This window comes from Streptomyces sp. NBC_01197, assembly GCF_036010505.1.
In the GTDB taxonomy this organism is placed as follows: Bacteria; Actinomycetota; Actinomycetes; order Streptomycetales; family Streptomycetaceae; genus Streptomyces.
Genome location: NZ_CP108569.1, coordinates 2,077,347 through 2,102,106, shown reverse-complemented (window position 1 = coordinate 2,102,106; position 24,760 = coordinate 2,077,347). Strand labels below are relative to the sequence as shown.

The 24,760-nt window shown below is 71.1% G+C and carries 22 protein-coding genes; 15 read left to right on the top strand and 7 right to left on the bottom strand.

The window, feature by feature from the left end; genetic code table 11:
• Positions 1–103 precede the first annotated feature (103 nt).
• The 3 genes from OG452_RS09370 to OG452_RS09360 all read left to right on the top strand — a co-directional run bounded on the left by OG452_RS09370 (position 104) and on the right by OG452_RS09360 (position 2,613).
• Positions 104–1,051 (top strand): helix-turn-helix domain-containing protein, encoded by a 948-nt coding sequence (locus OG452_RS09370; protein WP_327295153.1) that lies wholly within the window; start codon positions 104–106, stop codon positions 1,049–1,051.
• A gap of 65 nt (positions 1,052–1,116) precedes the next feature.
• Complete coding sequence (locus tag OG452_RS09365) at positions 1,117–2,016, top strand: sulfurtransferase (RefSeq protein WP_327299566.1); 900 nt, start codon at positions 1,117–1,119, stop codon at positions 2,014–2,016.
• A gap of 87 nt (positions 2,017–2,103) precedes the next feature.
• Positions 2,104–2,613: a DinB family protein gene (locus tag OG452_RS09360; protein ID WP_327295152.1), complete on the top strand. Its 510-nt coding sequence runs from the start codon at positions 2,104–2,106 to the stop codon at positions 2,611–2,613.
• A gap of 158 nt (positions 2,614–2,771) precedes the next feature.
• Here the strand turns inward: OG452_RS09360 and OG452_RS09355 are convergent, their stop codons facing one another.
• The gene (locus OG452_RS09355; RefSeq protein ID WP_327295151.1) at positions 2,772–4,706 is read right to left on the bottom strand and encodes an ABC transporter ATP-binding protein; all 1,935 of its coding nucleotides are present in this window, start codon (positions 4,704–4,706) and stop codon (positions 2,772–2,774) included.
• On the bottom strand, positions 4,703–6,499 hold the full coding sequence (locus OG452_RS09350; RefSeq protein ID WP_327295150.1) for an ABC transporter ATP-binding protein: 1,797 nt from the start codon (positions 6,497–6,499) through the stop codon (positions 4,703–4,705). Before OG452_RS09350 ends, OG452_RS09355 begins: the two co-directional genes overlap by 4 nt.
• Before the next feature lie 182 nt (positions 6,500–6,681).
• On the opposite strand from OG452_RS09350, the gene OG452_RS09345 reads away from it, so the two are divergent.
• From OG452_RS09345 to OG452_RS09330, 4 genes are all read left to right on the top strand, one after another.
• Positions 6,682–7,584, top strand: coding sequence for an ABC transporter ATP-binding protein (locus OG452_RS09345; protein ID WP_327295149.1), 903 nt, complete (start codon positions 6,682–6,684; stop codon positions 7,582–7,584).
• Complete coding sequence (locus tag OG452_RS09340) at positions 7,581–8,366, top strand: ABC transporter permease (RefSeq protein ID WP_327295148.1); 786 nt, start codon at positions 7,581–7,583, stop codon at positions 8,364–8,366. The genes OG452_RS09345 and OG452_RS09340 overlap by 4 nt, the downstream gene beginning before the upstream one ends.
• A 92-nt stretch (positions 8,367–8,458) precedes the next feature.
• Complete coding sequence (locus OG452_RS09335) at positions 8,459–9,712, top strand: sensor histidine kinase (RefSeq protein WP_327299565.1); 1,254 nt, start codon at positions 8,459–8,461, stop codon at positions 9,710–9,712.
• Positions 9,702–10,343 carry a response regulator transcription factor gene (locus OG452_RS09330; RefSeq protein ID WP_327295147.1) on the top strand — a complete coding sequence of 214 codons (642 nt, stop codon included), beginning with the start codon at positions 9,702–9,704 and terminating at the stop codon, positions 10,341–10,343. Before OG452_RS09335 ends, OG452_RS09330 begins: the two co-directional genes overlap by 11 nt.
• A 42-nt stretch (positions 10,344–10,385) precedes the next feature.
• On the opposite strand, the gene glgX is transcribed toward OG452_RS09330, so the two are convergent.
• A complete protein-coding gene (gene glgX, locus OG452_RS09325) occupies positions 10,386–12,659 on the bottom strand; it encodes a glycogen debranching protein GlgX (protein ID WP_327295146.1) in 2,274 nt (757 codons plus the stop codon).
• 160 nt (positions 12,660–12,819) lie between these two features.
• Here glgX and OG452_RS09320 point away from each other — a divergent pair, with 160 nt between their 5' ends.
• The 6 genes from OG452_RS09320 to OG452_RS09295 all read left to right on the top strand — a co-directional run bounded on the left by OG452_RS09320 (position 12,820) and on the right by OG452_RS09295 (position 19,361).
• Complete coding sequence (locus OG452_RS09320; RefSeq protein WP_327299564.1) at positions 12,820–14,013, top strand: L,D-transpeptidase; 1,194 nt, start codon at positions 12,820–12,822, stop codon at positions 14,011–14,013.
• 201 nt (positions 14,014–14,214) lie between these two features.
• Positions 14,215–15,468 (top strand): L,D-transpeptidase, encoded by a 1,254-nt coding sequence (locus OG452_RS09315; protein WP_327295145.1) that lies wholly within the window; start codon positions 14,215–14,217, stop codon positions 15,466–15,468.
• A gap of 85 nt (positions 15,469–15,553) precedes the next feature.
• Complete coding sequence (locus OG452_RS09310; RefSeq protein WP_327295144.1) at positions 15,554–16,321, top strand: enoyl-CoA hydratase/isomerase family protein; 768 nt, start codon at positions 15,554–15,556, stop codon at positions 16,319–16,321.
• Positions 16,322–16,542: 221 nt separating this feature from the next.
• Positions 16,543–17,067, top strand: coding sequence for an ATP-binding protein (locus OG452_RS09305; protein WP_327295143.1), 525 nt, complete (start codon positions 16,543–16,545; stop codon positions 17,065–17,067).
• Between the two features lie 288 nt (positions 17,068–17,355).
• Entirely contained in the window at positions 17,356–18,159 is an 804-nt protein-coding gene (locus tag OG452_RS09300; RefSeq protein WP_327295142.1) for a polysaccharide deacetylase family protein, read from the top strand.
• Positions 18,156–19,361 (top strand): YncE family protein, encoded by a 1,206-nt coding sequence (locus OG452_RS09295; protein WP_327295141.1) that lies wholly within the window; start codon positions 18,156–18,158, stop codon positions 19,359–19,361. Before OG452_RS09300 ends, OG452_RS09295 begins: the two co-directional genes overlap by 4 nt.
• 24 nt (positions 19,362–19,385) lie before the next feature.
• On the opposite strand, the gene OG452_RS09290 is transcribed toward OG452_RS09295, so the two are convergent.
• Complete coding sequence (locus tag OG452_RS09290; RefSeq protein ID WP_327295140.1) at positions 19,386–20,048, bottom strand: GNAT family N-acetyltransferase; 663 nt, start codon at positions 20,046–20,048, stop codon at positions 19,386–19,388.
• A gap of 176 nt (positions 20,049–20,224) precedes the next feature.
• Here OG452_RS09290 and OG452_RS09285 point away from each other — a divergent pair, with 176 nt between their 5' ends.
• Positions 20,225–20,437, top strand: a complete 213-nt coding sequence (locus tag OG452_RS09285; RefSeq protein ID WP_327295139.1) for an EF-hand domain-containing protein — start codon at positions 20,225–20,227, stop codon at positions 20,435–20,437.
• A 44-nt stretch (positions 20,438–20,481) separates the two neighbouring features.
• Here OG452_RS09285 and OG452_RS09280 read toward each other — a convergent pair whose 3' ends face one another.
• On the bottom strand, positions 20,482–21,702 hold the full coding sequence (locus OG452_RS09280) for a glycoside hydrolase family 64 protein (protein WP_327295138.1): 1,221 nt from the start codon (positions 21,700–21,702) through the stop codon (positions 20,482–20,484).
• 300 nt (positions 21,703–22,002) lie between these two features.
• On the opposite strand from OG452_RS09280, the gene OG452_RS09275 reads away from it, so the two are divergent.
• Positions 22,003–22,794, top strand: coding sequence for an NADPH-dependent F420 reductase (locus OG452_RS09275; RefSeq protein WP_327295137.1), 792 nt, complete (start codon positions 22,003–22,005; stop codon positions 22,792–22,794).
• Positions 22,795–22,851: 57 nt separating this feature from the next.
• Here OG452_RS09275 and OG452_RS09270 read toward each other — a convergent pair whose 3' ends face one another.
• Together OG452_RS09270 and OG452_RS09265 are read right to left on the bottom strand one after the other, a co-directional pair.
• On the bottom strand, positions 22,852–23,409 hold the full coding sequence (locus OG452_RS09270; protein WP_327295136.1) for a GH25 family lysozyme: 558 nt from the start codon (positions 23,407–23,409) through the stop codon (positions 22,852–22,854).
• An 83-nt stretch (positions 23,410–23,492) separates the two neighbouring features.
• Positions 23,493–24,716 carry a beta-ketoacyl-[acyl-carrier-protein] synthase family protein gene (locus OG452_RS09265; protein WP_327295135.1) on the bottom strand — a complete coding sequence of 408 codons (1,224 nt, stop codon included), beginning with the start codon at positions 24,714–24,716 and terminating at the stop codon, positions 23,493–23,495.
• Between the last annotated feature and the right edge of the window lie 44 nt (positions 24,717–24,760).

The following is a 24,760-nucleotide window of genomic DNA, read 5'->3' as shown; positions in this document are numbered from 1 at the left end:
TCGAGCAGGTACCGTATCGGTGCCCCGCCGGGAGATCAACGGTCATGGCCCGTCGGCGCGTGGCGCCGAGCGGCCGGCCGCGACATGGAAGGACCCGCCCACGATGACCACCGCCCCGGGCCGCGATTCCTGGTCCGCGATACCGTCACCGCCCACGGACCGGGTGGTCGCCGTCGTCGAGTTCCTCGCCTCCCGCCCGGCCGAACCGGCCACCGTCGCCGAACTCGTCCGGCAACTCGGCCTCAACCGCGCCACCTGCCACGCCGTCCTCGCCGCCCTGGTCCGGGCCGGCTGGGTCGCCCGCGATCCCGCCGAACGCACCTTCATGCCAGGACCGGCGCTGATCGCCGTGGGTCGCGCGGCCGAGTCCGGCGTACCGGCCGCGCGCACCGCAGACTCAGAACTCGCTCTGCTCGCAGGGGACTTGGGCCTCCCGGCGACCATCAGTCATCCCAGCGGAGACCACATCGTCATCGGCAGCCACAGCCCCGCCGCGACCAACCGCGGCGGCAACGGGGTACGCGTGGGCCAACGCTTCCCGTTCGCTCCGCCGTTCGGCCCCGGCCTGGTCGCCTGGAGCGGCAGCGCCGAGATCGACCGCTGGCTCTCCCGCGCGCCGCGCATGGACCCCGGCGCCGCCCCCCGCTTCCGTGACGTCCTGGCCACGGTGCGCCGACGGGGCTACACCGTCGAGAGGAGCACCCCGGCGTCGCGGCGACTGCGGGACCTGCTGGCCGAACTCGACTCCCTCACCGTCCGCCAGCGGCCGACCCTGACCGGGCTGCTCCACGAGATCGGCGCGATCGAGTATCTGGACGACGACCTGGAGGCCGGACGCACCTACCCGGTCAGCGTCATGACCGCTCCCGCCTTCGCGGGCGACCGGGTCGCGGTACTCAGCATCAGCGTGCACGTGTGGGACGACCTCGAACCGGCCCGTATCCAAGCTCTCGGCGACCGGCTGCTGGCGGCCTCCCGCGCCATCACCCGCGACATCCACGGCACCGCGCCGGACGATTTTCCGCAGGGATCACCGTGGGGTATCGGATGAGCGCGGGGAAGCCGTCGGGGCAGGATCCGTCGCGGATCGGTACGTCGGGCGGTACCCCGGTCGGTATGTCGACCGGTGCCCCGGCCGGGCCGCTGCCCGGGCCGCTGATCGGTGCCGACTGGCTCGCGGCCCGGCTCGGCGGGCCGGGGCTGGTGGTCCTCGACGCATCGGTGGGCGCGCACCGGGGCATCGAACCGGGTTCGTCCCGCGTAAGGGAGAACCGGACGGGAATCCCGGGCGCCCGGATCTTCGACATCGACGGGGCGCTGTCCGACCACGCGAGCCCGCTGCCGCACACCATGCCGGGCCCCGGACACTTCACCGACGAGCTGCGCGCCCTGGGCGTGAACGACACCGACACCGTCGTGGTCTACGACGCCGTGGGCATCTACTCCAGCGCCAGGGCCTGGTGGATGCTGCGGGCGATGGGCTTCGACCGGGCGGCCGTACTCGACGGCGGGCTGCCCGCCTGGACGGCGGCGGGGCTGCCGGTGGTGAGCGGCGGACCCGGACCCGTGAGCAGGCGCGGCGACTTCACCGCCCGGCCCCGTACCGGCCTGCTCGTCGGCAGCGCCGAGGTCACCGCGGCGCTCGCCGACCCGGCTGCGGCCGTCCTCGACGCCCGCGCCCGCGACCGGTTCTCCGGCGAGGTCGCCGAACCCCGCCCGGGGCTGCGCGGCGGCCATATGCCGGGAGCGGTGAACCTCCCCTTCGGGGAGATCCAGCACGGCGGCCGGATGTCCCCGGTCGCCGGACTGCGTACCGCTTTCGCCGACGCCGCGGGCGGCCGGGAGCGGCTGGTCCTCAGCTGCGGATCGGGTGTCACCGCCTGCGTGCTGGCCCTCGGGGCCGAACTCGCCGGGTACCGCGACCTGTCCGTGTACGACGGGTCCTGGAGCGAGTGGGGCCTGCCGTCGGCCCGGCCCGTGGCGACCGGTGACGGCCCGCCGCCTCGCCGCCCATGACGGAAAGGGCTGCCGGGTGGCGACCGCGGGGCGCGTCCGGCGCCGATACTGGCCCTCACCGCAGGGATACCGACAAGGAGTACGGCTTTGGCCATCGACAAGCGCACAGGACCACCCAGTTCCGGGAATGAACGCGACACACTCCGGGCCTTCCTCGACTACCACCGTGCGACCCTCGCCATGAAGTGCGAAGGGCTCACCGACGAGGAGCTGCGGCAGCAGTCGATGCCGCCGTCGACGCTTTCGCTGCTCGGTCTGGTGCGGCATATGGCGGAGGTGGAACGCGCCTGGTTCCGCCGGGTGTTCGAGGACAACGACGCGCCCATGGTCTGGTCGACGGAGATCGATTTCCAGGCGGCGTACGACGCGAGCGCGTCGACCCGGGGGGAGGCGTTCGCCGCGTGGGAGGCCGAGGTGGAGAACTCGCGACGTATCGAGCTTGAGGCCGACTCGCTGGACCGGGCGGGCCTTCAGCCGAGGTGGGGCGAGGAGGTGTCGCTCCGGATGGTGATGGTGCACGTACTCCTGGAGTACGGCCGCCACAACGGGCACGCGGACTTCCTGCGGGAGGGTGTCGACGGGACCGTCGGCGCCTGAGCGGACGCCGGAAGACCGCGCCCGGCCGGCATGCGCTGAGCACCGCGCGGATGAGACCCTCCATCGTCGGAAAGCCCCGGACCCTGGTGCCTCGGCAGGCAGGCGAACCCCGCCTGCCGCGACGGGCGAACCTCATCCGCTACTGCACCAGCGCCGGTTCACCCCACCAGGCTCTCCCGCCAGGCACGGTGCAGACCCGCGAACTGCCCGCTGCCGCCGATGAGTGAGTCCGGGGTGCCGTCCTCGGTGATCCGGCCGTCCTCCATCACCAGGACCCGGTCGGCGATCTCCACCGTGGAGAGCCGGTGTGCGATGACCACCGCGGTGCGGCCGTGCAGCACCGTGTCCATGGCCCGCTGCACCGCCCGTTCGCCCGGGATGTCCAGCGAGCTGGTCGCCTCGTCCAGGATCAGTACGGCCGGGTCGGCCAGCAACGCGCGGGCGAACGCCACCAGCTGCCGCTGGCCGGCCGAGATCCGGCCGCCGCGTTTGCGTACGTCCGTGTCGTACCCCTCCGGCAGCGCGCTGATGAAGTCGTGCGCTCCGATCGCCTTCGCCGCCCGCTCGATCTCGGCGGGGGTGGCTTCGGGGCGGCCGATGGCGATGTTCTCGGCGATCGTCCCGGAGAAGAGGAACGCCTCCTGCGTCACCATGACGACCCCGCGCCGCAGTTCGGGCACGTCCAGGTCGTCCAGGCCGACCCCGTCGAGCCGGACCTGCCCCTCGGTCGGGTCGTAGAACCGGGCCAGGAGCTTGGCGAGGGTCGACTTGCCCGCGCCGGTCGAGCCGACGACCGCGACGGTCTGGCCCGCCGGAATGGTGAGGTCGAAGCGCGGCAGCACCTCACCCCCGGTGCGGTACGCGAACCGGACACCGTCGAACACGACCTCGCGGCCCGGGTGTTCGGATGCCAGGGCGGGCAGCGTACGCGGATTCACCGGCGCCGGGACCGTCGGCTCCTGGGCCAGCAGCCCGGCGATCTTCTCCAGTGAGGCGGCCGCCGACTGATACGAGTTGAGGAACATACCGAGCCGGTCGATCGGGTCGTACAGCCTGCGCAGATACAGCACCGATGCCGCCAGCACCCCGAGTTCGAGCCCACCCCGGGTGACCCGGTAGGCGCCCCACAGCACGATGCAGGCGACGGCGGTGTTGGCGATCAGGCGGGAGCCGGTCACATAGCGGGCCATCTCCAGCATGGAGTCCCCGTTGGCCCGCTCGTGGCGGTGGTTGAGCCGGTCGAACTCCGCGTCGTTGGCGCGCTCCCGGCGGAAGGCCCGCACCGGCCGGATGCCGTTCATCGTCTCGGCGAACTTCACGATGACGGCGGCGACCGCGGTGGAGCGCCGGCTGAACACGACGCCGACCCGCCTGCGGTAGCGCCGGATCAGCAGATACAGCGGTGCGAACGACAGCACGGCCACCGCGCCGAGGCCGGGATCGAGAAAGAGCAGCATCGCGCAGATGTAGACGGCGGAGAGCACGACGCCGATCAGCTCCTGGAGCCCGTCGCTGAGCAGTTCGCGCAGCGACTCCACATCGCTGGTGGAGCGGGAGATCAGCCGGCCCGACGTATAGCGCTCGTGGAAGTCCACACTCAGGGCCTGCGCGTGGCGGAAGATCCGGCCGCGCAGGTCCAGCAGGGCGCCCTGGTTGAGGCGGGCGGAGACCTGGACGAACGCGTACTGCAGGCCGCCGGAGAGCAGCGCACTGGCCAGGTAGCCGACGGCCACGGCGATCAGCGGGCCGTGGTCGCGGTCGCGGAAGGCGGGGACGCCGGTGTCGATGGCGTACGCGACGAGCAGCGGCCCGGCCTGCACCGCCGCCTGCTGGATCAGCATCAGCACGGCGGAGACGATCGCCGCCGTCCGGTGCGGCGCGATGAGTGAGCGCAGCAGGGCACCGGTCGCGCCGGGCGGGGCGGGCAACTCGTCCCTGTCGAACGGGTCGTCACCGGCCTTCCGAGTATCACCGGCCTTCTGCGCGTCACCGGTTTTCTGCGGTACGGCCGCGGGGCCCGCGGCGGGCCCTGAGCCGGGCTCCTCATCCGGGCCCGGTTCCGCGGCCTCCCGGCCGTCGACGGTGGTGGTCATCGGGTCCCGTCCCCTTCGGCGCCGGACATCAGCCAGGCGTACTCGGCGTTGGTCTGCAGAAGTTCGTGGTGGGTGCCGACCGCGTCGATACGCCCGTTGGAGAGCAGCGCGACCCGGTCGGCGAGCAGCACGGTGGACGGCCGGTGTGCGACGACGAGGGCTGTCGTCTCCGCGAGCACCCGGCGCAGGGCGGCCTCCACCAGCGCCTCGGTGTGTACGTCCAGCGCGGACAGCGGATCGTCGAGCACCAGGAAGCGCGGCTGCCCGACGACGGCCCTGGCCAGCGCGAGCCGCTGGCGCTGCCCGCCCGACAGGCTCAGCCCCTGCTCGCCGACCTGGGTGTCCTGGCCGTGCGGCAGCTCGTGCACGAAGTCGGCCTGGGCGGTGGACAGGGCGCGCAGCAGCGCGTCGTCGTCGGCGTCCGCGGCGCCCATCCGAACGTTCTCGGCGACGCTCGCGGAGAAGAGGGTGGGTTCCTCGAAGGCGACCGACACCAGCTCACGCAGCCGCTCGCGGGGCAGGGCGGTGATGTCCTGACCGTCGAGGGTGATGCGGCCCCCGGTGATCTCGTGCAGTCGCGGTACGAGCGCGGTGAGCGTGGTCTTGCCCGAACCGGTGGCACCCACCACGGCCAGTGTCTCGCCCGGCCGGATGTGCAGATCGATGCAGTCGAGGACGGGCGGGGTGCCGGGCGCGGCGTCCGGGTACCGGAACTCGACGCCCTCGAAGCGCAGGCCGCCGCCGGTGTCGCCGGCACCGGTGACACCGCGGCCGAGCGCGGCCGGACCGGCGGCGTCCGTCTCCTCGGCCACGTCGATCACCTCGAAGTACCGCTGGGTGGCGGTCGACGCGTCCTGGGTGATCGCCAGCAGGAAGCCGATCGACTCCACTGGCCAGCGCAGCGCGAGCGCGGTGGAGAGGAAGGCGACCAGGGTGCCCGCGGAGAGATGCCCGTCGGCGACCTGGACCGTGCCGAGAACGAGGGCCGCGCCGATCGCCAGCTCGGGAATGGTGGTGATCACCGCCCAGATGCCCGCCAGGAGCCGCGCCTTGACCAGTTCCGTCGAGCGCAGCCGCCCCGACAGCTCGCGGAAGGCCCGCGCCTGGCTGCGGTGGCGTCCGAAGCCCTTGATGATGCGGATGCCGAGCACGCTCTCCTCGACGACCGTGGTGATGTCGCCGATCTGGTCCTGGGAGACCCTGGCGACCTTGGCGTACTTCTCCTCGAAGACCTTGCAGAGGATCATCAGCGGAATCGCGGGAGCCAGCAGCACCAGCCCGAGCGTCCACCGCTGCACCAGCAGGATGACGAAGCCGACCACGATCGTCACACCGTTGACCAGGAGGAACGTCAGCGGGAAGGAGAGGAACATCCGCACCAGCATCAGATCGGTCGTGCCGCGCGAGAGCAGCTGGCCCGAAGGCCACCGGTCGTGGAACGCCACCGGAAGCCGTTGCAGATGGCGGTAGAGGTCGGCCCGCATCGACGCCTCGACCCAGGCGAGCGGCCGGGCGACCAGCCACCGCCGCAGGCCGAAGAGCAGCGCCTCGGCGACCCCGGACCCCAGCAGCATCAGGGCGCCGACCCAGACCCCGCGGGTGTCCCGGTCGGTCACCGGGCCGTCGACGATCCACTTCAGTACGAGCGGGATGACCAGGCTCAGACAGGAGGCGACGATCCCCACCAGAGCCGCCGCGGCCAGCCGTCTTCGTACCGGCCGTACATACGGCCAGAGCCGCAGCAGCGAACGTACGCCGGAGAGTTGTCTGTCTGTTGCATGTGTTTCGGGCATCGGGCGGGAGCCTACGGTCCGGCACTGACAGTGCCCACCGGATTTCGCGGCAGTCCGCGCCGCCCGGCGGGGGCCCGGCCCGGCTGCCTGGGGGTCGTACCCCGGCATCAGCCGATCGGTTGATGCCTGTTCGAGCGTGATGGCGGATGCCGCGGAAAGCCGTCCGCCGGGAGCCTGGGGGTATGGCAATCATCGAAGTGGACGGGCTGCGGAAGGCGTACGGCGGCAAGCACGCCGTTGACGGGGTGTCCTTCGCCGTCGAGGTGGGGGAGATCTTCGGGATTCTCGGGCCGAACGGCGCGGGCAAGACCACGACAGTCGAGTGCATCGGGGGGCTGCGGGTGCCCGACGGGGGCGTGGTGCGGGTGGCCGGATTCGATCCGGTCGCCGACCACAACCGGGTGACACGCATCCTCGGCGCCCAGCTCCAGGAGAGCGAACTCCAGCCGAAGATCACCGTCCGTGAGGCGCTGGAGCTCTACTCGTCCTTCTATCCGCACCCCGCCGACTGGCGGCCGCTCACCGAACGGCTCGGCCTCGCCGAAAAGGCGGGCTCCCGCTTCGCCAAGCTCTCCGGCGGCCAGAAGCAGCGGCTCTCCATCGCGCTGGCGCTGATCGGCAACCCCAAGGTGGTCGTGCTCGACGAGCTGACGACCGGGCTCGACCCGCGCGCCCGCCGCGACACCTGGAAGCTGATCGAGGACGTCAGGGACAGCGGGGTGACCGTCCTGCTCGTCACCCACTTCATGGAGGAGGCCCAGCGCCTCTGTGACCGCATCGCCGTGATCGACCGTGGCCGGGTCGCCGCGCTCGACACACCGGCGGGCCTCATCCGCCGCTCGGCCGGCTCGACGGTCATCTCCTTCGCCCCCTCGCAGCCGCTCGACGAAGGTGAACTGGACGCACTGCCCGGCGCCACCTCCGTACAGCACCGGGACGGCGCGCTGGTCATCCAAGGCACCGACGAGACGGTCAACGCCGTCATCACCCTGCTCGCCAGGCACCACATCACCGCCCACCAACTCCGGGTCACCGACGCCACGCTGGACGACGCGTTCCTGGACCTGACGGGAGCCGCAGCATGAGCACAGCGACCGTAACCACACGTACGAAGGCCACCGCGGGGAAGGGCGCTTCAGCCGCGGTCCTGCGCTCCGAGTACAGGCTCTTCCGCCGTGAACCGGCCACCATCTTCTGGGTCATGGCGTTCCCCACCATCCTGCTGGTGATCCTCGGCTCGATCCCGTCCTTCCGGCAGCACGACCCGTCCGTCGGAGGCCGGACACTGATCAGCGCGTACGTCCCGGTCACCGTGCTGCTCGCGATGATCATGGCCGGGCTGCAGGCGATGCCCCAGGTGATCACCGGGTACCGCGAACGCGGCATCCTGCGCCGGATGTCCACCACACCGGTCAGACCGCACGCGCTGCTCACCGCGCAGATGGGCCTGCACGGCGCCGCCGCCCTCATCTCGACCGCGCTCTCGCTCACTGTCGGGCGCATCGCCTTCAAGGTCGCCCTGCCCCAGCAGATCTTCGGCTATCTGCTCTCGCTCGCCCTGGCGGTCTGCGCAGCTCTGGCCCTCGGCTCCCTGGTGGCCGCGCTGTCGCGCAACCCGAAGATCGCGAACGCGATCGGGTCCGCCGTCCTCTTCCCGATGATGTTCTGCGCCGGGGTCTGGCTGCCCGTCCAGGCGATGCCGGACGCCCTGGCCCATGTCGTCGGGCTGACCCCCTTCGGCGCGGCGGCGCAGGCCCTCAACGGGGCGGCGACGGGCGGCTGGCCGGGCTGGGCCCACCTGGGCGTGCTCGCCGGGTGGACGCTGGCGCTGTCGGCCGGGGCCAACCGCTGGTTCCGCTGGGAGTGACCGCCACCGTGGGCCGTTACGGGCAGACTGGACGGATGACATCGGAGCTGACCGGCCCCGCCGCCCGGCCGTGCGGGGAGGCCGCCGCGCCCATGATCGGCGGCGCCAGGCTGGGCGCCGGATGGGCGGCCTTCTACCGCTGGGGTCCCTACGCGCTGCTCGCCATCGGCACCCTCGCCGCGGCCGCCACCGCCGGCGCACTCCACATGACCCGGTCCGAACTGGTCGCTTCGGCGGCCCTCACCGCGTCGGGGGCCGGGCTCCAGCTGTGGTGGGGCCACGCCGCCCGCACCCGGCCGGGCCCCTCGACGGCGGGAACCTGGTACTACGTGCTGCGCTGGGCGATCGCCTTCGCCCTGACCTGGCTGAACACCTTCTACGCGTTCTACGCGGTCACCGGCTACTTCGGCGCCGAGCGGCTGCTGCCCCGCCGGCTGGTGCGGATCGGGCTGCTCGCCAGCGCGGTCACCGTGTCGGGCTCCCAGGCCGGCGGGCTGCCACCGGACGGCCTCATGGGCTGGATGGTGTTCCCCGCGCTGTTGGGCGTCAACGTCACCCTGCTCATCGTCTTCACCCACTTCGCCAACCTGGAGGGGGAGCGCGCGACGCAGCAGACCGAGACCATCGGCGAGCTGGAGCGCACCAACGTCCGCCTGCAGCAGGCGCTCGACGAGAACGCCGCCCTGCACGCCCAGCTCCTGGTCCAGGCGCGGGAGGCCGGGGTCGCCGACGAGCGCCGCAGGCTGGCCGCCGAGATCCACGACACCATCGCGCAGGGGCTCGCCGGAATCATCACCCAGCTCCAGGTCGTCGCCGTCACCAGGACCCCGGACGCCGCCCGTGAACACCTCGCCCGCGCCCAGGAGCTGGCCCGGCACAGCCTGGGCGAGGCGCGGCGCTCGGTGCAGAACCTCAGCCCGGTCGCCCTGGCCGAGGCCTCGCTCCCCGAAGCGCTGAAGAAACTGGTCGCCGGGTGGTCGGCGGAGGCCGGTGTGCGCGCCGAGTTCACCGTCACCGGCACCGCCGAGCCGCTGCACGACGAGGTCGAGGCCACCCTGCTGCGGATCGCCCAGGAGGCCCTCACCAACACCGGACGGCACGCCGCGGCCTCCCGGGTCGGGGTCACCCTCTCGTACATGGACGACGAGATGACCCTTGACGTACGCGACGACGGCCGCGGCTTCGACCCGCTCGCGCTGCCGCCGCGCAGCACCGACGGTGGCTTCGGCCTCGGCGGGATGTGTGCCCGCGCCGAGCGGATCGCCGGGAGGGTGGCGGTCGAGTCCGAGCCGGGGCACGGCACGGCGGTGTCGGCTCGCGTACCTTTGGTCCGCCATGAACTCTGATGTCATCACCCTGCTGATCGTCGACGACCACCCCGTGGTCCGGGACGGTCTGCGCGGCATGTTCACCGAGGCCCCCGGTTTCCAGGTGCTCGGCGAGGCCGCCGACGGCGTCACGGGCGTCGAGCTGGCCGGCCGGCTCGACCCCGATGTGGTCCTCATGGATCTGCGGATGCCGGGCGGTAACGGGGTGGACGCCATCGCCGAACTGACCCGCCGCGGCAGCCGGGCCAAGGTGCTCGTACTGACGACGTACGACACGGACTCCGACACGCTCCCGGCCATCGAGGCGGGCGCCACCGGCTACCTGCTCAAGGACGCACCGCGCGAGGAACTCTTCACCGCGGTACGGGCCGCGGCGGACGGCCGTACGGTGCTCTCCCCGGCGGTCGCCTCCCGGCTGGTCTCGCGGGTGCGCACTCCGGCCGGACCGGGCCACGACGCGCTGAGCGCCCGGGAACGCGAGGTGCTCGTGCTGGTCGCCAGGGGCACGTCCAACCGCGACATCGCGCGTGAGCTCTTCATCAGCGAGGCGACGGTCAAGACCCATCTGACCCATATCTACGGGAAGCTGGACGTCAAGGACCGGGCAGCGGCGGTCGCGGTGGCGTACGACCGCAAGATCCTCGGCTGACGCGGACCCGGCACGCCTCCGGGCCGGCCCGCACGAGCCGCCTCAGGCCCGCACCTTCAGCAGCAGCACCGACCGGGCCGGCACCGTGAGCACGGCGCCGCCCCGGTGCAGCGTGCCCGGCGCCGTGTTCTGGTCCTCCAGCGAGGTGTCGACCAGCAGTTCGTAGGTGTCCGCCCACGGGGCCCCGGGAAGCAGGAAGCCCACCGGCCGCTCCGCCGAGTGCAGGACCGTCAGGAAACTGTCGTCGGTGATCCGCTCGCCCCTGGCGTCCCGGCCGGGGATGTCGCCCCCCGAGAGATAGACCCCGAGCGTGGCCGTCGGCGCGTACCAGTCCTGTTCGGTCATCTCGCGGCCGTGCGGGGTGAACCAGGCGAGATCCCGCAGCCCGTCGCCCGCGCGCGCCCCGGAGAAGAACGCCCGGCGGCGCAGCACCGGATGGGCGTGGCGCAGCGCGAGCAGCCGGGAGGTGAGGCCGAGCAGCATCCGCGGGCCCGGCTCGTCGAGCAGCGACCAGTCGACCCAGCTGACCTCGTTGTCCTGGCAGTACGCGTTGTTGTTGCCGCCCTGCGTCCGCCCCATCTCGTCACCGGCGACGAGCATCGGCACCCCGGTCGACACCAGCAGCGTTGTGAGCAGCGACCGCAGCTGCCTCCGGCGCAGCGCGCCGATCTCGGGATCGTCCGTCCGGCCCTCCGCGCCGCAGTTCCACGACCGGTTGTCGTCGGTGCCGTCCCGGTTGTCCTCGCCGTTGGCCTCGTTGTGCTTGTGCTGGTAGGAGACCAGGTCGCGCAGGGTGAAACCGTCGTGCGCCGTGATGAAGTTGACGGAAGCCTGCGGACGCCGCCCGCCCCAGGCGTACAGATCGCTGGAGCCGGAGAGCCGGTACCCCAGATCGCGTACGTCGGGCAGCGCACCCCGCCAGAAGTCCCGTACGGCGTCCCGGTAACGGTCGTTCCACTCCGTCCACAGCGGCGGGAAGGCGCCCACCTGGTAGCCGCCGCTGCCCACGTCCCACGGCTCGGCGATCAGCTTCATCCGCCGCAGCACCGGGTCCTGGGCGATCACCGCCAGGAAGGGGGAGAGCATGTCGACGTCGTGGAAGGACCGGGCCAGCGCGGCGGCCAGATCGAAGCGGAAGCCGTCCACGCCCATCTCGGTGACCCAGTAGCGCAGCGAGTCGGTGATCAGCCGCAGTACATGGGGCTGCACCACGTGCAGAGTGTTGCCGCAGCCGGTGTAGTCCGCGTAGCGGCGCGGGTCGTCCTGGAGCCGGTAGTAGCCGCGGTTGTCGACACCGCGCAGCGACAGCGTCGGCCCCAGCTCACCGGCCTCCGCCGTGTGGTTGTAGACGACGTCGAGGATGACCTCGATCCCGGCGGCGTGCAGCGCCTGCACCATCCGCTTGAACTCGCCGACCTGCCCGCCGCCGGTCCCGGACGCCGCGTACCCGGCGTGCGGGGCGAAGTAACCGATCGAGTTGTAGCCCCAGTAGTTCCGCAGCCCGCGCCGCAGCAGATGATCCTCGTGCGCGAACTGATGCACCGGCAGCAGCTCGACGGCCGTCACCCCGAGCCGTACGAGATGGCCGATCGCCGCCGGATGCGCCAGACCCGCGTACGTCCCCCGCAGCTCCTCGGGGATCCCGGGGTGCCGCTTGGTGAAGCCGCGCACATGCAGCTCGTAGATGACGGTGTCCGCCCACGGCGTCTTGGGCCGCAGGTCGTCCGCCCACTCGTCGCCGGGGGTGTCGTCGTGGACGACGACGCCCTTGGGCACGTACGGCGCGGAGTCCCGCTCGTCGCGCACGGTGTCGGCGACCGCCTGCTCCGGCCAGTCCCTGACGTGCCCGTACACCTCGGGGGGCAGCTGGAACTCCCCGTCCACGGCGCGCGCGTACGGGTCGAGGAGCAGCTTCGCCGCGTTCCACCGGGCCCCGGTCCAGGGGTCCCAGCGGCCCCGGACGCGGTAGCCGTACCGCTGTCCGGGCCGGACCCCGGGCAGGAATCCGTGCCAGATCTCATGGGTCAGCTCGGTCAGTTCGCAGCGCGTCTCCTGGTCTGACTCGTCGAAGAGGCAGAGCTCGACGGCCTCGGCGCCGCCCGCCCAGAGCGCGAAGTTGGTACCGGCGACCCCGTCGGGCCCGACCCGGTACCGCGCCCCCAGCGGCATGGGCGTACCCGGCCACACGGTCACCGCGTCCGGTACGGCTGCGGACACCGGCCCGGGTACGGCACCCGGCACGGCTTCCGGCACCGCCTCGGGCACGGCTTCCTGCACCGCTTCCGGTGCGGTCTCCTGCTCGGCTGCGCTCGACACCTGTCGGCCTCCCGCGGCTCATCGGGACCGGCGGCGCGTCGGGCCGCGGCGGCCCGGCCGCGGCTCCCTCGCATGGTCCTCGCTCTTGTTCTGCCCGCAACAACCGGCAATCTCACGTTTCCCCCGCAGGGGGGTGGTCGTTGAGCGCTCTGTGAGACAACTGACAAAGCGGACATGGGCGGGCGTCGCGGCCGCGCTGGTATGGGCGGGACTGCTGGCCGGACCGACCGGATGCGGAGCCGGCTGGGATGGAAAACCCCGGGCCCCCGAAGAGGCGATCCGGGTGGTGCCCGACGACGGCGCGAAGGGCGTCCGCGCGAACGACGAGGTCGAGGTACGGGTACCGGACGGTAAGCGGCTCGAACAGGTCACCGTCTACAGCGGCACCGACGGGCACCGCGAGGTGCTTCCCGGCAGTGTCTCCGGCGACGGCAGGACCTGGAAGCCGGACGGCGGCCGACTGGGGCTCGCATCCGAGTACTCGGTGGACGCGGTGGCCTCCGACGGCGACGGCCACACCCTGGCCCGCCACACCACCTTCACCACGTTCGTCCCCCCGCACCGCTTCATCGGCTACTTCACACCGGAGAACGGCTCCACCGTCGGCACCGGCATGATCGTCTCCTTCAACTTCAACCGCCCGGTCGAGAACCGCACGGCCGTGGAGCGGGCGATCCGCGTCACCGCCGCCCCATCGGTCCCGGTCGAGGGCCACTGGTTCGGCAAGACCCGTCTGGACTTCCGGCCGAGCGCGTACTGGAAGCCGGGCACCCGGGTCTCCGTCGGGATGCGGCTGCGCGACGTGCAGGCGGCGCCGGGGGTGTACGGGACTCAGCAGAAGACCATCGGCTTCACGGTGGGCCGCTCCCAGGTGTCCGTGGTCGACACGGCGGCGCACACCATGGCCGTACGCCGTGACGGCACCCTCCTGACGACCCTGCCGGTCACCGCCGGCGCCCCGAAACACACCACGTACAACGGCAAGATGATCGTCATGGAGAAGCACGCGGTGACCCGGATGAACGGCCGGACGGTCGGCTTCGGCGGTGAGTACGACATCCCGGATGTCCCGCACGCGATGCGGCTGACCAACTCGGGGACGTTCCTGCACGGCAACTACTGGGCGCCCGCCCGTACCTTCGGCGCTTCCAACACCAGCCACGGCTGCGTCGGACTGCGCGATGTGCGCGGCGGCAGTGCCGATTCCCCGGCCGGCTGGCTCTTCGACAACACGCTGATCGGCGACGTGGTGGAGATCGTCAACTCACCGGACACGACAGTCGCCCCGGACAACGGGCTCAGCGGCTGGAACCTGGACTGGGCCCACTGGAAGTCCGGCTCGGCGCTCGGCTGAACCGCCGCCTGCCCGCAGAGTCTGCACGAGTCGTGTGCCCATGGCCTGTGCGGTGGCGCCCGGTTGGGACTGAACGGTGACATCGGCGGGGAGCCGGGCGGGGCCGCGCTGCGATTATTCTGTGACCAGTGCGCGCGGACAGGGCGCGCGGGGGGACGTGCACCGGCGGCGCCGGGATGTGCGCGAGGGGAGACCACCATCTTGAACGGGCGACCGATATCGGGGACATCGGCCGGGGTCCGGCCTGCGCACGGATCGCGGCGCGGCGGGCCCGGGCTGCTGGCCCTCCTGCTGGGCGCGCTGCTGCTGCTTGTCACGGCGTGCGGCGGTTCGGGGAGCGGCGGCGGTGAGAAGGCGAAGCAGGGTGAGGGCAAGGCGGCCGAACCCGCCGCCTCGCAGGCCGTCGTGACGGTGACCCCGCAGGACGGCGCCGAGTCGGTGGCCACCAGCGACGCGCTCAAGGTCACCGCGGACCAGGGCCGACTGACCTCCGTCACCGTCAAGGACACCAAGGGCAACGAGGTCGCGGGCCGTATCGCGGCGGGCGGCGCCAGCTGGCAGCCGCTCCAGCACCTGCCCGCGGCCACCAGGTTCAAGGTGCACGCGGTCGCCAAGGACGCCAAGGGCCGGGAGTCCGCGAAGGACACCGCGTTCACCACGCTCGTGCCGAAGAACACCTTCGTCGGCCAGTACACACCGGAGGACGGCTCGACCGTCGGTGTCGGTATGCCGGTCTCGATCCACTTCACCCGCGGGATCACCCACCCCGCGGACGTGGCGGACGCGATCAAGGTGACGGCCGACCCCGCCGTACCGGTCGAGGGCCACTGGTTCGGCAACGACCGCCTCGACATCCGCCCCGAGAAGTACTGGGCGGCCGGCACCAAGGTGACGGTGAAGCTGAACCTCGACGGTGTCGAGGGCCGGCCCGGGGTGTACGGGAAGCAGACGAAGACCGTGAAGTTCACCGTCGGCCGCTCGATGGTCTCCACGGTGGACGCGGACAGCCACACCATGAAGGTCGTCAAGGACGGCAAGCTGATCAGGACCATTCCGATCAGCGCGGGCGCCCCGGCGACCACGACGTACAACGGCCAGATGGTCATCAGCGAGAAGTACGCGGTGACCCGGATGAACGGCGCCACCGTCGGGTTCGGCGGTGAGTACGACATCAAGGACGTGCCGCACGCGATGCGCCTGTCCGACTCCGGCACCTTCGTGCACGGCAACTACTGGGCGTCCAACAGCACGTTCGGCGCCGCCAACACCAGCCACGGCTGTGTCGGCCTGCACGACGTGCGCGGTGGCTGGAGCAAGGAGACCCCGGCCGCCTGGTACTACAACAGGTCGATCGTCGGTGACGTGGTGATCGTCAAGAACTCGCACGACAAGACGATCCAGCCGGACAACGGGCTCAACGGCTGGAATATGTCCTGGGCGGACTGGAAGAAGTAACAGCTGCTCTCCATCCCGTACGGCCCGGTGCACTGTGACCAAGTGCACCGGGCCGCACCGCGTTAGCCGCCGTTAACCTGCTGTCATGACAGTCACCCTCGAAGTCTCCGAAGGCGTCGGCACCATCCGTCTGGTCCGCCCGCCGATGAACGCACTCAACGTCGCGATCCAGGACCGGCTCCGCGAGCTCGCCGAAGAGGCGTCCCAGCGCGACGACGTACGTGCCGTGGTGCTCTACGGCGGCGAGAAGGTGTTCGCGGCCGGAGCGGACATCAAGGAGATGCAGGCGATGGACCACGCGGCGATGGTCGTACGCTCCCGGGCCCTGCAGGACTCCTTCACCGCGGTGGCCAGGATCCCCAAGCCCGTGGTCGCCGGGGTCACCGGATACGCGCTGGGCGGCGGCTGCGAACTGGCGCTCTGCGCCGACTTCCGTATCGCGGCCGACAACGCCAAGCTCGGCCAGCCCGAGATCCTGCTCGGCCTGATCCCCGGCGCGGGCGGCACCCAGCGGCTCTCCCGGCTGATCGGTCCCTCCAAGGCCAAGGACCTGATTTTCACCGGCCGTCAGGTCAAAGCGCCCGAGGCGCTCGCCCTCGGCCTGGTCGACCGGGTCGTCCCGGCGGCCGAGGTGTACGAGCAGGCGCAGGCCTGGGCGGCTCGGCTCGCCCAGGGGCCGGCCATCGCGCTGCGCGCCGCCAAGGAGTCCATCGACGCGGGTCTGGAGACGGACCTCGGCACCGGACTGGCCATCGAGCGCACCTGGTTCGCCGGTCTCTTCGCGACGGAGGACCGTGAACTGGGGATGCGCAGCTTCGTCGAAGAGGGCCCCGGCAAGGCCAAGTTCCGCTGAGGGGCACCCGGTTGGGTGGATTTTCCACGCCTTAAGGGAACCTTAAGGCGTGGGCGATCGTTACTCTTGAATTTCGTTCATGAGGAGAGGGTTCTTGCAGCTCAGGGTGGGTGTCACGGCCCCTGCAATGCCAAGTGCATATGCCAAAACGTGGGGTGTCCGGCCCCGGTCCCTGGCTGCGGATTCCGCCGGAACGGCCCCGGAGGCCGCTTCGGGCAGCCATGATGGGGGGCATGGCGGGCCTGGAGGGTGTGGAGCAACCGCGGCAGCGCGTTCAAGCGGATGCTGCGCGATGGGTACCGGCCGTTGAGGACGAACAGGCCCTGAAAGCACTGGAGTTGTTCGGAAGCCCAACGGACGCGGAGGTGCGCCTGGCGTCCCGTCCGGAGTCGGCGGCGACCGCGCGGCGGCTCACCCGGGGCGTCGTACTGCGTCAGTGGGGGCTCTCCGCGCAGACCGCCGAGTACGCGGTGTTACTGGTGTCGGAGCTCGTCGGCAACGCGGTCCGCCACACCGGCGCCCGGGTCTTCGGGCTCCGGATGCTGCGTCGCCGGGGCTGGATCCGGGTGGAGGTGCGCGATCCGTCCCGCGGGCTGCCCTGTCTGATGCCGGTCCAGCCGATGGATGTCAGTGGCCGCGGCCTCTTCCTGGTCGACAAGCTCTCGGACCGCTGGGGGGTGGACCTGCTGCCGCGCGGCAAGACCACCTGGTTCGAGATGAGGGTCGCCGACCGTCAGTCCTCGTGACACCCGGCGGGCCACGTCAAAGTGCGTGCCCGTGGAAGTCCGTACTGGTGAAATCGGGTCCCGTACGGCTGGGGCGCCACCCGGTTGTACCCATCCGGATCGCGGCGTGGCTGCTGTGAATCCCAGGTGAGGTGACCGACCCACCTGGAAATCAGTGAGTGAGCGCGAGTTCAGACGGATGATTGCCGGTTCAGGGGCGCGATCGCCCGCTCCTAGGGGCCTCGTGTCGCCGCTGGGCGGAAAGAGGCAAAAAAGGCCGGGTCGGGCGATTCCTCATTAAATGGTCGCGTGACTGATATAAGCCGCCGCAGCGCACTGCGGGCAGGAGCCGGCGCGGCCGTCGCCGGGGCGTTCACCGCGGGCTGTTCCGGCGGTGGCGCACCCGCGGCGGCCCCTTCCCCGGCCGGAGCCCGCCCCGCACGCTCCCCTTCCGGGCCCGCGAAGCCCCCGGCCCCCCTCCACGCCCCGGCCCCCCTCGCCTTCGCCGGGCAGCCGGTCCAGATCGCGAACGGCCCCCGCGGCCGCCCCCGCGTCGCGCTCACCTTCCACGGCCAGGGCAAACCCGCCGTCGCCGAGTCCGTGCTCGCAGAGGTGGAACGGGCCGGAGCGCGGGTCACCGTCCTCGCCGTCGGCACCTGGCTCGACGAGTATCCCGCGATGGCCCGCCGGATCCTCGACGGCGGTCACGACCTGGGCAACCACACCCTCCATCACACCTCCATCTCGGCGATGAGCGAGCGGGAGGCGTACGCGGAGATCACCGGCTGTGCCGACCGGCTGCGGCGGCTCACGGGCTCCATCGGCACCTGGTTCCGCCCCTCGCGCACCCAGTACGCGACCCCCCTGGTCCAGCGGCTCGCGAGACGCGCGGGGTACCCGCACGTGCTCTCGTACGACACCGACTCTCTCGACTTCACCTCGCCCGGCAGCGCGGCCGTCGTCCGCAACGTCACCGGCGCGGTCCGGCCGGGGTCGGTGGTCTCGATGCACTTCGGCTACGCGGACACGGTCGCCGCGCTGCCCGCCATCCTCGACGCCTTCGACCGCCGCGGGCTGCACGCGGTGACGACTACGGAGCTGCTGACCTCATGATCACCAAACGCACCACCGGGCTGTTCGCCACCGCCGTCATCACCGGCCTCACCGTCGCACTCGGCGGCTGCGGGTCGTCCGGCGGGGCCGGGCACGCACACCCGGACACCACCAGGCCCACCACAGCGGCCGTCGCGAAGCGGGGCACCGTGGCGAAGCCGGCGGAACCCGCGCCGCTGGCCGGTATGCCCCCGGTTCTCAATCCCAAGGACCTGTACGCGGCCGACCATCCGGGCAAACTCTCGCCCGTCGTAAGGAAGTTCCCGTCCCTGGTCTATGTTCCGAACACCAACTCCAACACGGTCGATGTGATCAACCCCAGGACGTACAAGGTCATCCGCACCATCCCGGTCGGTGTGCAGCCGCAGCACGTCGTGCCTTCCTGGGACCTGAAGACGCTCTGGGTCAACAACGACCGCGGCAACACGCTCACGCCGATCGATCCGGCGACGGGCAAGGTGGGGAAGGCGCTCGCCGTCCACGACCCGTACAACCTCTACTTCACACCCAACGGCAAGTACGCCATCGTCATGGCCTCGCTCGACCGTCAGCTCGTCTTCCGCGACCCGCACACCATGAAGGTCAAGAAGGCGCTCCCGGTGGCGTGTGCCGGCGTCAACCACGCGGACTTCTCCGCCGACGGGCGGTACTTCATCGTCTCCTGTGAGTTCTCCGGTGAACTGCTCAAGGTCGACACCGAGAAGATGAAGGTGGTCGGTCAGCAGAAGCTGCCCTTCACGGGGGCGATGCCGCAGGACGTGAAGATCTCGCCGGACGGACGGACCTTCTACATCGCCGACATGGTGGCCGACGGGGTGTGGGTGCTCCCGGCGGACAAGTTCACCACCCCGAAGCTGGTGCACACCGGCAAGGGCTGCCACGGGCTCTACATCAGCCGCGACTCCAAGGAGATGTACATCTCCAACCGGGGCGAGGGCACGATCTCGGTCTTCGGCTTCGCGCAGAACAAGCTCATCAAGAAGTGGGTCCTGCCCGGCGGCGGGAGCCCCGACATGGGCGGCGTATCGGCGAACGGCAAGGTGCTCTGGCTGACCGGGCGTTACAACGCGGAGGTGTACGCGATCGACACCACCAGCGGCAAGCAGCTCGCCCGCATCCCGGTCGGCAGCGGCCCGCACGGCCTCGCGGTGTACCCGCAGCCCGGCCGCTACTCGCTGGGCCACACCGGGATCTTCCGCTAGAACCTTCAGGAGTACGTGAGCGGGTCACTCCGCCACCAGCGGTGCCTCCGAGCCCACCGGCAGGTACCCCGCCCGCTGGAACGCCCGCACGCTGCGGGCGTTGCCCGGCGACTGCTGTGCCCATACGACCTCCCCCTTGACGAGGTGCCGCGCGGCCACCGCCAGCCGTGGTCCCAGCCCCCGGCCGCGCGCCGCCTCGTCCACCTCGATGGCGGCCTCCTGGCGCCCCGCGACCCCGCGCCCCATGATCAGCACCCCGCCGTCAGCCGCCCACACCCGGACGCCGTCGCGGAACGTCCGGGACCGGGCCACCCTCGGGTGGTCCGGGTCCTCGATCTCCCGCAGCGCGACCGGGGGTTCGCCCCGCAGCGCGGGGGCGGCCGTCAGCAGGTCGATGGTGTTCATCCGGCGGCCGGTACGGGCCATCAGCGCGGCCAGGAAGGCCGGGTTCATCGCTGCGGCGAGCGGATCCGCCGCGATCCCGGCCAGCGTCCTCCGTACCCACAGCGGATCCTCGTCGAGGAAGACCACCGAGTGGGCGGTCAGGGCCAGCACCCCGGCGTCCCGGGCGTTCGGCTGGGCGATCACGGTCGTCGCCCCGTCCGCAGGCGGGAAGGAACCGCGGGCCGCCGCTGCCAGGACGGCTGCCAGAGTGCCGCGTGACGCGCCGTTCCTGGGCGAAGGCATTTCTGGGGTATCTCCTCGGCTTGAGTCTCCACCGGCTGGGAGGACCACACTCGCAGACATGGACGGCGAAGGCCCGAAGTCTTCCCGGCGGGAGGCCCACCCCGCCGGGTCATGCGGCTCCACCCCGCCGGTTAATCTGACTACCGTCAGGCACGTACCAAGAAGGGGTGGACCCAGTGGCGGACAAAGAAGAGGCCCGCAAGGCGTTCGAGCGTCTCGACGTGGACGGCGACGGCCGGATCACGGCGAGCGAGTACAAGAGCGTCATGGCGCAGCTCGGTGACTTCCATGTGACCGAGACCGTGGCTCAGTCCATCATCAGGTCCAAGGACGCCAACGGCGACGGCAGGCTCTCCTTCGAGGAGTTCTGGGCGTCGCTGGACAAGTAGCGCGTACGCCCCCCGGCACCCGTGCCGGGGGGCGTCGTGCCGCGTCAGGACCCGACGGACACCGTGAAGCGGACCGGATTGCCGTCGTTCGCGGCGCCCGAGACATCGGGCTGGCCGTCGGGGACCACGTCGTCGTACGGGAAGGCGTACCCGATCGGCGAGTTGGCGTGGACCACTCGCGCCCAGTGGTTGGTCACGTCCCCCTGGTAGTAGTCGGCAGCGGTGGTTCCGTTCGGCTGGCCGGGGTGGGTGAGCATGATCGACCGGTTGAACCCGGCCGCGATCCTGGCGAGCAGCGCCTTCTTGTCGTCGGGGTCCCCCGGATTGTTGGCGAACGGGCCGTCGTTGCAGGTGAAGATGGACTTCGAGTCGGGCTTGGTGAAGGTGTGGCCGCCGTCGAAGGTGAGGGTGCCGCCGCTGACCCGGCCCTTCAGGCTGCCCCTGCCGCCCTGCAGGTCGATGGTGAGGTCGGTGGAGCTGTACTTCTCCCAGACCTGGTCCACGTAGCCGGTCCACAGATCGCCGAACGGCATCGCGTCGGGGGGCGCGGACGCCATCAGGTTCTGCGGCGAGATCACCCGTAGCACCTTGCCGTCCGAGCCGCGGATGACCAGCTTGTCCCAGGGCCGGCCGTCCTTGCCCGCCTGGGCGGTGAGATCCGCGGCGATCTTGTCGACCGCGCCGTCGGGGAGCGGCGCCACGGTGTGGTCGCTGTCGCCCTTGAGCGAGAGCCCGATGGGCAGGGCGGTCACCAGGTCGACGTAGGAGATGTTGGCGTACAGCTGGTCCGGGTTGAAGGTGAACTCGCAGAACGACCAGGTGCGGCCGTAGTTCGGGTCCGCGGCGGTGGCGAAGGCCGGCTCTACCAGGGCAGGGCCCGGGTTGAGGAAGAAGTCGAGTTTGTCGTCGCGAACGAAGTAGACGCGGGCACCGTACATCTGGGGCAGCGTCAGGACGACCGGCCCGGCGCCTGCGGCCTTCAGGGGGATGGCGCAGTCGACCGGCAGCGGTGTCTGCGGGGCCGACGGCGACTGTGGGTGGTACACGCTGCCGTCGGCGCGCAGCAGCACCCACTGGTTGGTGCCCTGCTCGTGGCCGGTGACGTAGGCGTTGACGTTGCCGGGCAACGACTTGTTCTCCAGGGCCAGTTCGCAGGTGGCGGCGGAGGCCGAGGCGCGTGGACTCAGCGCGCTTCCCCAGGCGGGGTAGGTGAGAGCGGTGGCGGTCGCCGCGGCGCCGGTCAGGAACAGTCTGCGGGATATCACGCAAGTCTCCTGTGTCTGTGGGGGGTGAGCGCGGGAGACGGAGGCGCTGTGGGGGTGGTCGCCCGCTTGGCCCTTACTGTCGCGAGGCTCGGGAGACAGGTCAATACCTATGGCTGAGAGCGCTCTCATATTCTTCTCCGCCTTCACCACTTGAAGGCGGAGAAGGCAGGCATCCGGGCTGAAGCGGGCGCGGCATGCGGGCCCGTACGGGGGCGGCCTCAGCTGCGGCATCCGGCAGGGCATCCGGGTGAACGGGCAATGGTGCCGGAATAGCCCGGCCCGCACGGAGGTTGGCGATCGATGCGCCGGCGCGGAGCAGCGCACCGGCCGGCAGCGCACGGTACGACACCGGGTGAGAACACAGCACCACACAGCCACAGCACACGCACGAACACAGCACCGCACCAGGAAACCCCTAGCGGAGGGCACATCATGAAGATCGGCATCATCGGCGCCGGAAACATCGGCGGCAATCTCACCCGTCGGCTCACGGCGCTCGGGCACGACGTGTCCGTGGCCAACTCGCGCGGCCCGCACACCCTGGGCGATCTCGCCGACGAGACGGGGGCCACCCCTGTCCCGGCCGCCGAGGCGGCGCGCGGTGCCGAGGTCGTCGTGATCGCCATCCCGCTGAGTGCCGTACCGGATCTCCCGTCCGGTCTGCTCGACGGCGCCGCTCAGGGCGTCGCCGTGATCGACACCGGCAACTACTACCCGCGGGAGCGGGACGGGCGGATCGACGCCATCGAGGACGGGCTCACCGAGAGCCGCTGGACCGAGCAGCAGATCGGCCACCCGGTCATCAAGGCGTTCAACGGCACCTACGCGCACAACATCATCGACGCGGCCCGGCCCCAGGGGGCTTCCGGCCGGTTCGCGCTGCCGGTCGCGGGGGACGACGAGGCCGCCAAGCGGGTCGTACGCGAGCTGATCGACGCGATCGGTTTCGACACCGTTGACGCGGGCGGTATCGACGACTCCTGGCGCCAGCAGCCGGATACGCCTGTCTACGGGCTCTCGGCCGACGCGGACGGGATCGCCAAGGCGCTCGCCGATGCCCCGCGCGAGCGCCCCGCTGCCTTCCGGGCCTGATCCCTGCGGCGCAGCCGACTCCTGAGGTACAGCCGATTCCTGCGGTGCAGCCGCTTCCTACGGTGTGGCCCACTCCTTCAGCGCGCTCTTGCTCGCGAAGCGCGAGTGGGCCACGTCCTTGTCGAGCGGGCTGTCGGTGTACTGGTGGAAGGTCCAGGCCGCCTTGATCCTGGGCTTGCCCGCCGTGGTGTAGTCCGCGATCCACAGTCCGTCCCCGGCGTACGACGTGGTGTCGTGGTGCAGCCAGAAGTCGCGGTTGGTGTACAGCAGCACCCGGTTGTGCGGCCGCAGCTTCTTCACCGCGCGGATGAAGCTGTCCTTTTCGGAGTTGCTGGCCCGGGTGTGGTCGCCGGTGGTCTCCCAGTCCACCGCGAGCAGGTCGCCCCCCTTCTCAGGGGCCTTGCTCACGAAGTACTCAGCCTGCGTCTGGATGTTGCCCGGCCACAGGAAATGGTAGAAGCCGACGACGCACCCGCCGTCCCGCGCCAGTTTGGTCTGAGCGGTCAGCCGCGGATTGACGTAGGTGTGGCCCTCGGAGGCCTTGATGAACACAAAGGCCAGACCGCCGGTTTCGAATGACGTCTGGTACGTACTGACATCGATGCCGTGCAGCATGTGCACCGCCTTCCGGTGTGTGGTCGGAGATTCAGGTATTCCATATTCCACTTACCCATTCCGGAGGGCTCAACTGCATTCGGTCACCTGGGCGAAGTGAGAACCAGGGATACGTTGTGGCCGCCGAAGCCGAACGAGTTGGCCAGGGCCGCGTCCCAACTCCCCCTGCGAGCAGCGCCTTTGACGACGTCCAGCGGTACCCGGTCGTCGAGCCGGGTAAGGTTGCGGATCGGCGGGACGGTCCCGTCCTGCAGCGCCAGGATCGCCGCCATCGCGCCCAACGCGCCGGAGGCGCCCAGCAGATGACCGGTCATCGACTTGGTGGCCGTGACCACCGGATGGGTGCCGACAGCCGCGGCGACCGCTTCCGCCTCCGCGAGATCCCCCTGCGGGGTTGACGTGGCGTGCGCGTGGACGTGCCCGATGTCCCCGGGGGCGAGCTCCGCGTCCCGCAGCGCCTTGCGGATCGCCCGCACCTGGCCCTCGGGGTCGGACGCGGTGATGTGCTGCGCGCTGGACGTCGTCCCCGCCCCGGCCACCGCTCCGTGCGCCCGCGCGGCGCGGGCGCGGGCGTGCTCGGCGCTCTCCAGGACCAGTACGGCGGCGCCCTCACCGAGCACGAAACCGCTCCGCGCCGCGTCGAAGGGGCGTGAGGCGCCGTCAGGGTCGTCGTTGGCCGTCGACAGCGCCATCATCTGTGCGAAGGCGGTCAGCGGCAGCGGGTGCAGGCTCGCCTCGGAGCCGCCCGCCACGACGATGTCGGCCCGCCCCGCCCGGATGAGGTCGAGCCCGTACGCGATGGCCTCCGCCCCGGACGCGCAGGCGCTCACCGGTGTGTGCGCCCCACCCCGGGCTCCCAGGTCGATGGAGACCCAGGCGGCGGGGCCGTTGGCCATGAGCATGGGGACGGTGTGCGGGGAGACCTTCCTGGGGCCCGACTCCTCCAGTACGCGGTTCTGCCCCAGCAGGGAGAGCACGCCGCCGGTACCCGTACCGATCACCACGGCGAGCCGGTCCGGATCGACGCCGGGCGCTCCCGCGTCCGCCCAGGCCTCGCGTGCGCAGACGAGTGCGGCCTGTTCGCACCGGTCGAGCCGGCGGGCCTCGGTGCGCTTCAGTGACTCCGCCGGGTCCTGGCGCATCCGGGCCCCGATCCGTACCGGCAGCTGCCTCGCCCAGCTCTCACCGTCCAGGCTGCCGATTCCGTTCTCGCCCGCTGTCATCGCGGCCCAGGTACTCGGGACATCGCCGCCGAGAGGTGTGGTGGCCCCCAGCCCGGTGACCCAGACATCCGTTCTTGTCGCCATGCGAGGGGACGGTAGCCAACCATCCAGTTGGTTGGCAACTTGCG

Bases quoted from the DNA above. Each gene is read 5' to 3' on its own strand.
- OG452_RS09340 (WP_327295148.1), top strand. From the start codon at position 7,581: ATGAGCACAGCGACCGTAACCACACGTACGAAGGCCACCGCGGGGAAG.
- OG452_RS09365 (WP_327299566.1), top strand. From the start codon at position 1,117: ATGTCGACCGGTGCCCCGGCCGGGCCGCTGCCCGGGCCGCTGATCGGT.
- OG452_RS09275 (WP_327295137.1), top strand. From the start codon at position 22,003: ATGCGCCGGCGCGGAGCAGCGCACCGGCCGGCAGCGCACGGTACGACA.
- OG452_RS09355 (WP_327295151.1), bottom strand. From the start codon at position 4,706: ATGACCACCACCGTCGACGGCCGGGAGGCCGCGGAACCGGGCCCGGAT.
- OG452_RS09295 (WP_327295141.1), top strand. From the start codon at position 18,156: ATGATCACCAAACGCACCACCGGGCTGTTCGCCACCGCCGTCATCACC.
- OG452_RS09290 (WP_327295140.1), bottom strand. From the start codon at position 20,048: ATGCCTTCGCCCAGGAACGGCGCGTCACGCGGCACTCTGGCAGCCGTC.
- OG452_RS09370 (WP_327295153.1), top strand. From the start codon at position 104: ATGACCACCGCCCCGGGCCGCGATTCCTGGTCCGCGATACCGTCACCG.
- OG452_RS09335 (WP_327299565.1), top strand. From the start codon at position 8,459: ATGATCGGCGGCGCCAGGCTGGGCGCCGGATGGGCGGCCTTCTACCGC.
- OG452_RS09265 (WP_327295135.1), bottom strand. From the start codon at position 24,716: ATGGCGACAAGAACGGATGTCTGGGTCACCGGGCTGGGGGCCACCACA.
- OG452_RS09345 (WP_327295149.1), top strand. From the start codon at position 6,682: ATGGCAATCATCGAAGTGGACGGGCTGCGGAAGGCGTACGGCGGCAAG.
- OG452_RS09270 (WP_327295136.1), bottom strand. From the start codon at position 23,409: ATGCTGCACGGCATCGATGTCAGTACGTACCAGACGTCATTCGAAACC.
- OG452_RS09330 (WP_327295147.1), top strand. From the start codon at position 9,702: ATGAACTCTGATGTCATCACCCTGCTGATCGTCGACGACCACCCCGTG.
- OG452_RS09305 (WP_327295143.1), top strand. From the start codon at position 16,543: ATGATGGGGGGCATGGCGGGCCTGGAGGGTGTGGAGCAACCGCGGCAG.
- OG452_RS09310 (WP_327295144.1), top strand. From the start codon at position 15,554: ATGACAGTCACCCTCGAAGTCTCCGAAGGCGTCGGCACCATCCGTCTG.
- OG452_RS09350 (WP_327295150.1), bottom strand. From the start codon at position 6,499: ATGCCCGAAACACATGCAACAGACAGACAACTCTCCGGCGTACGTTCG.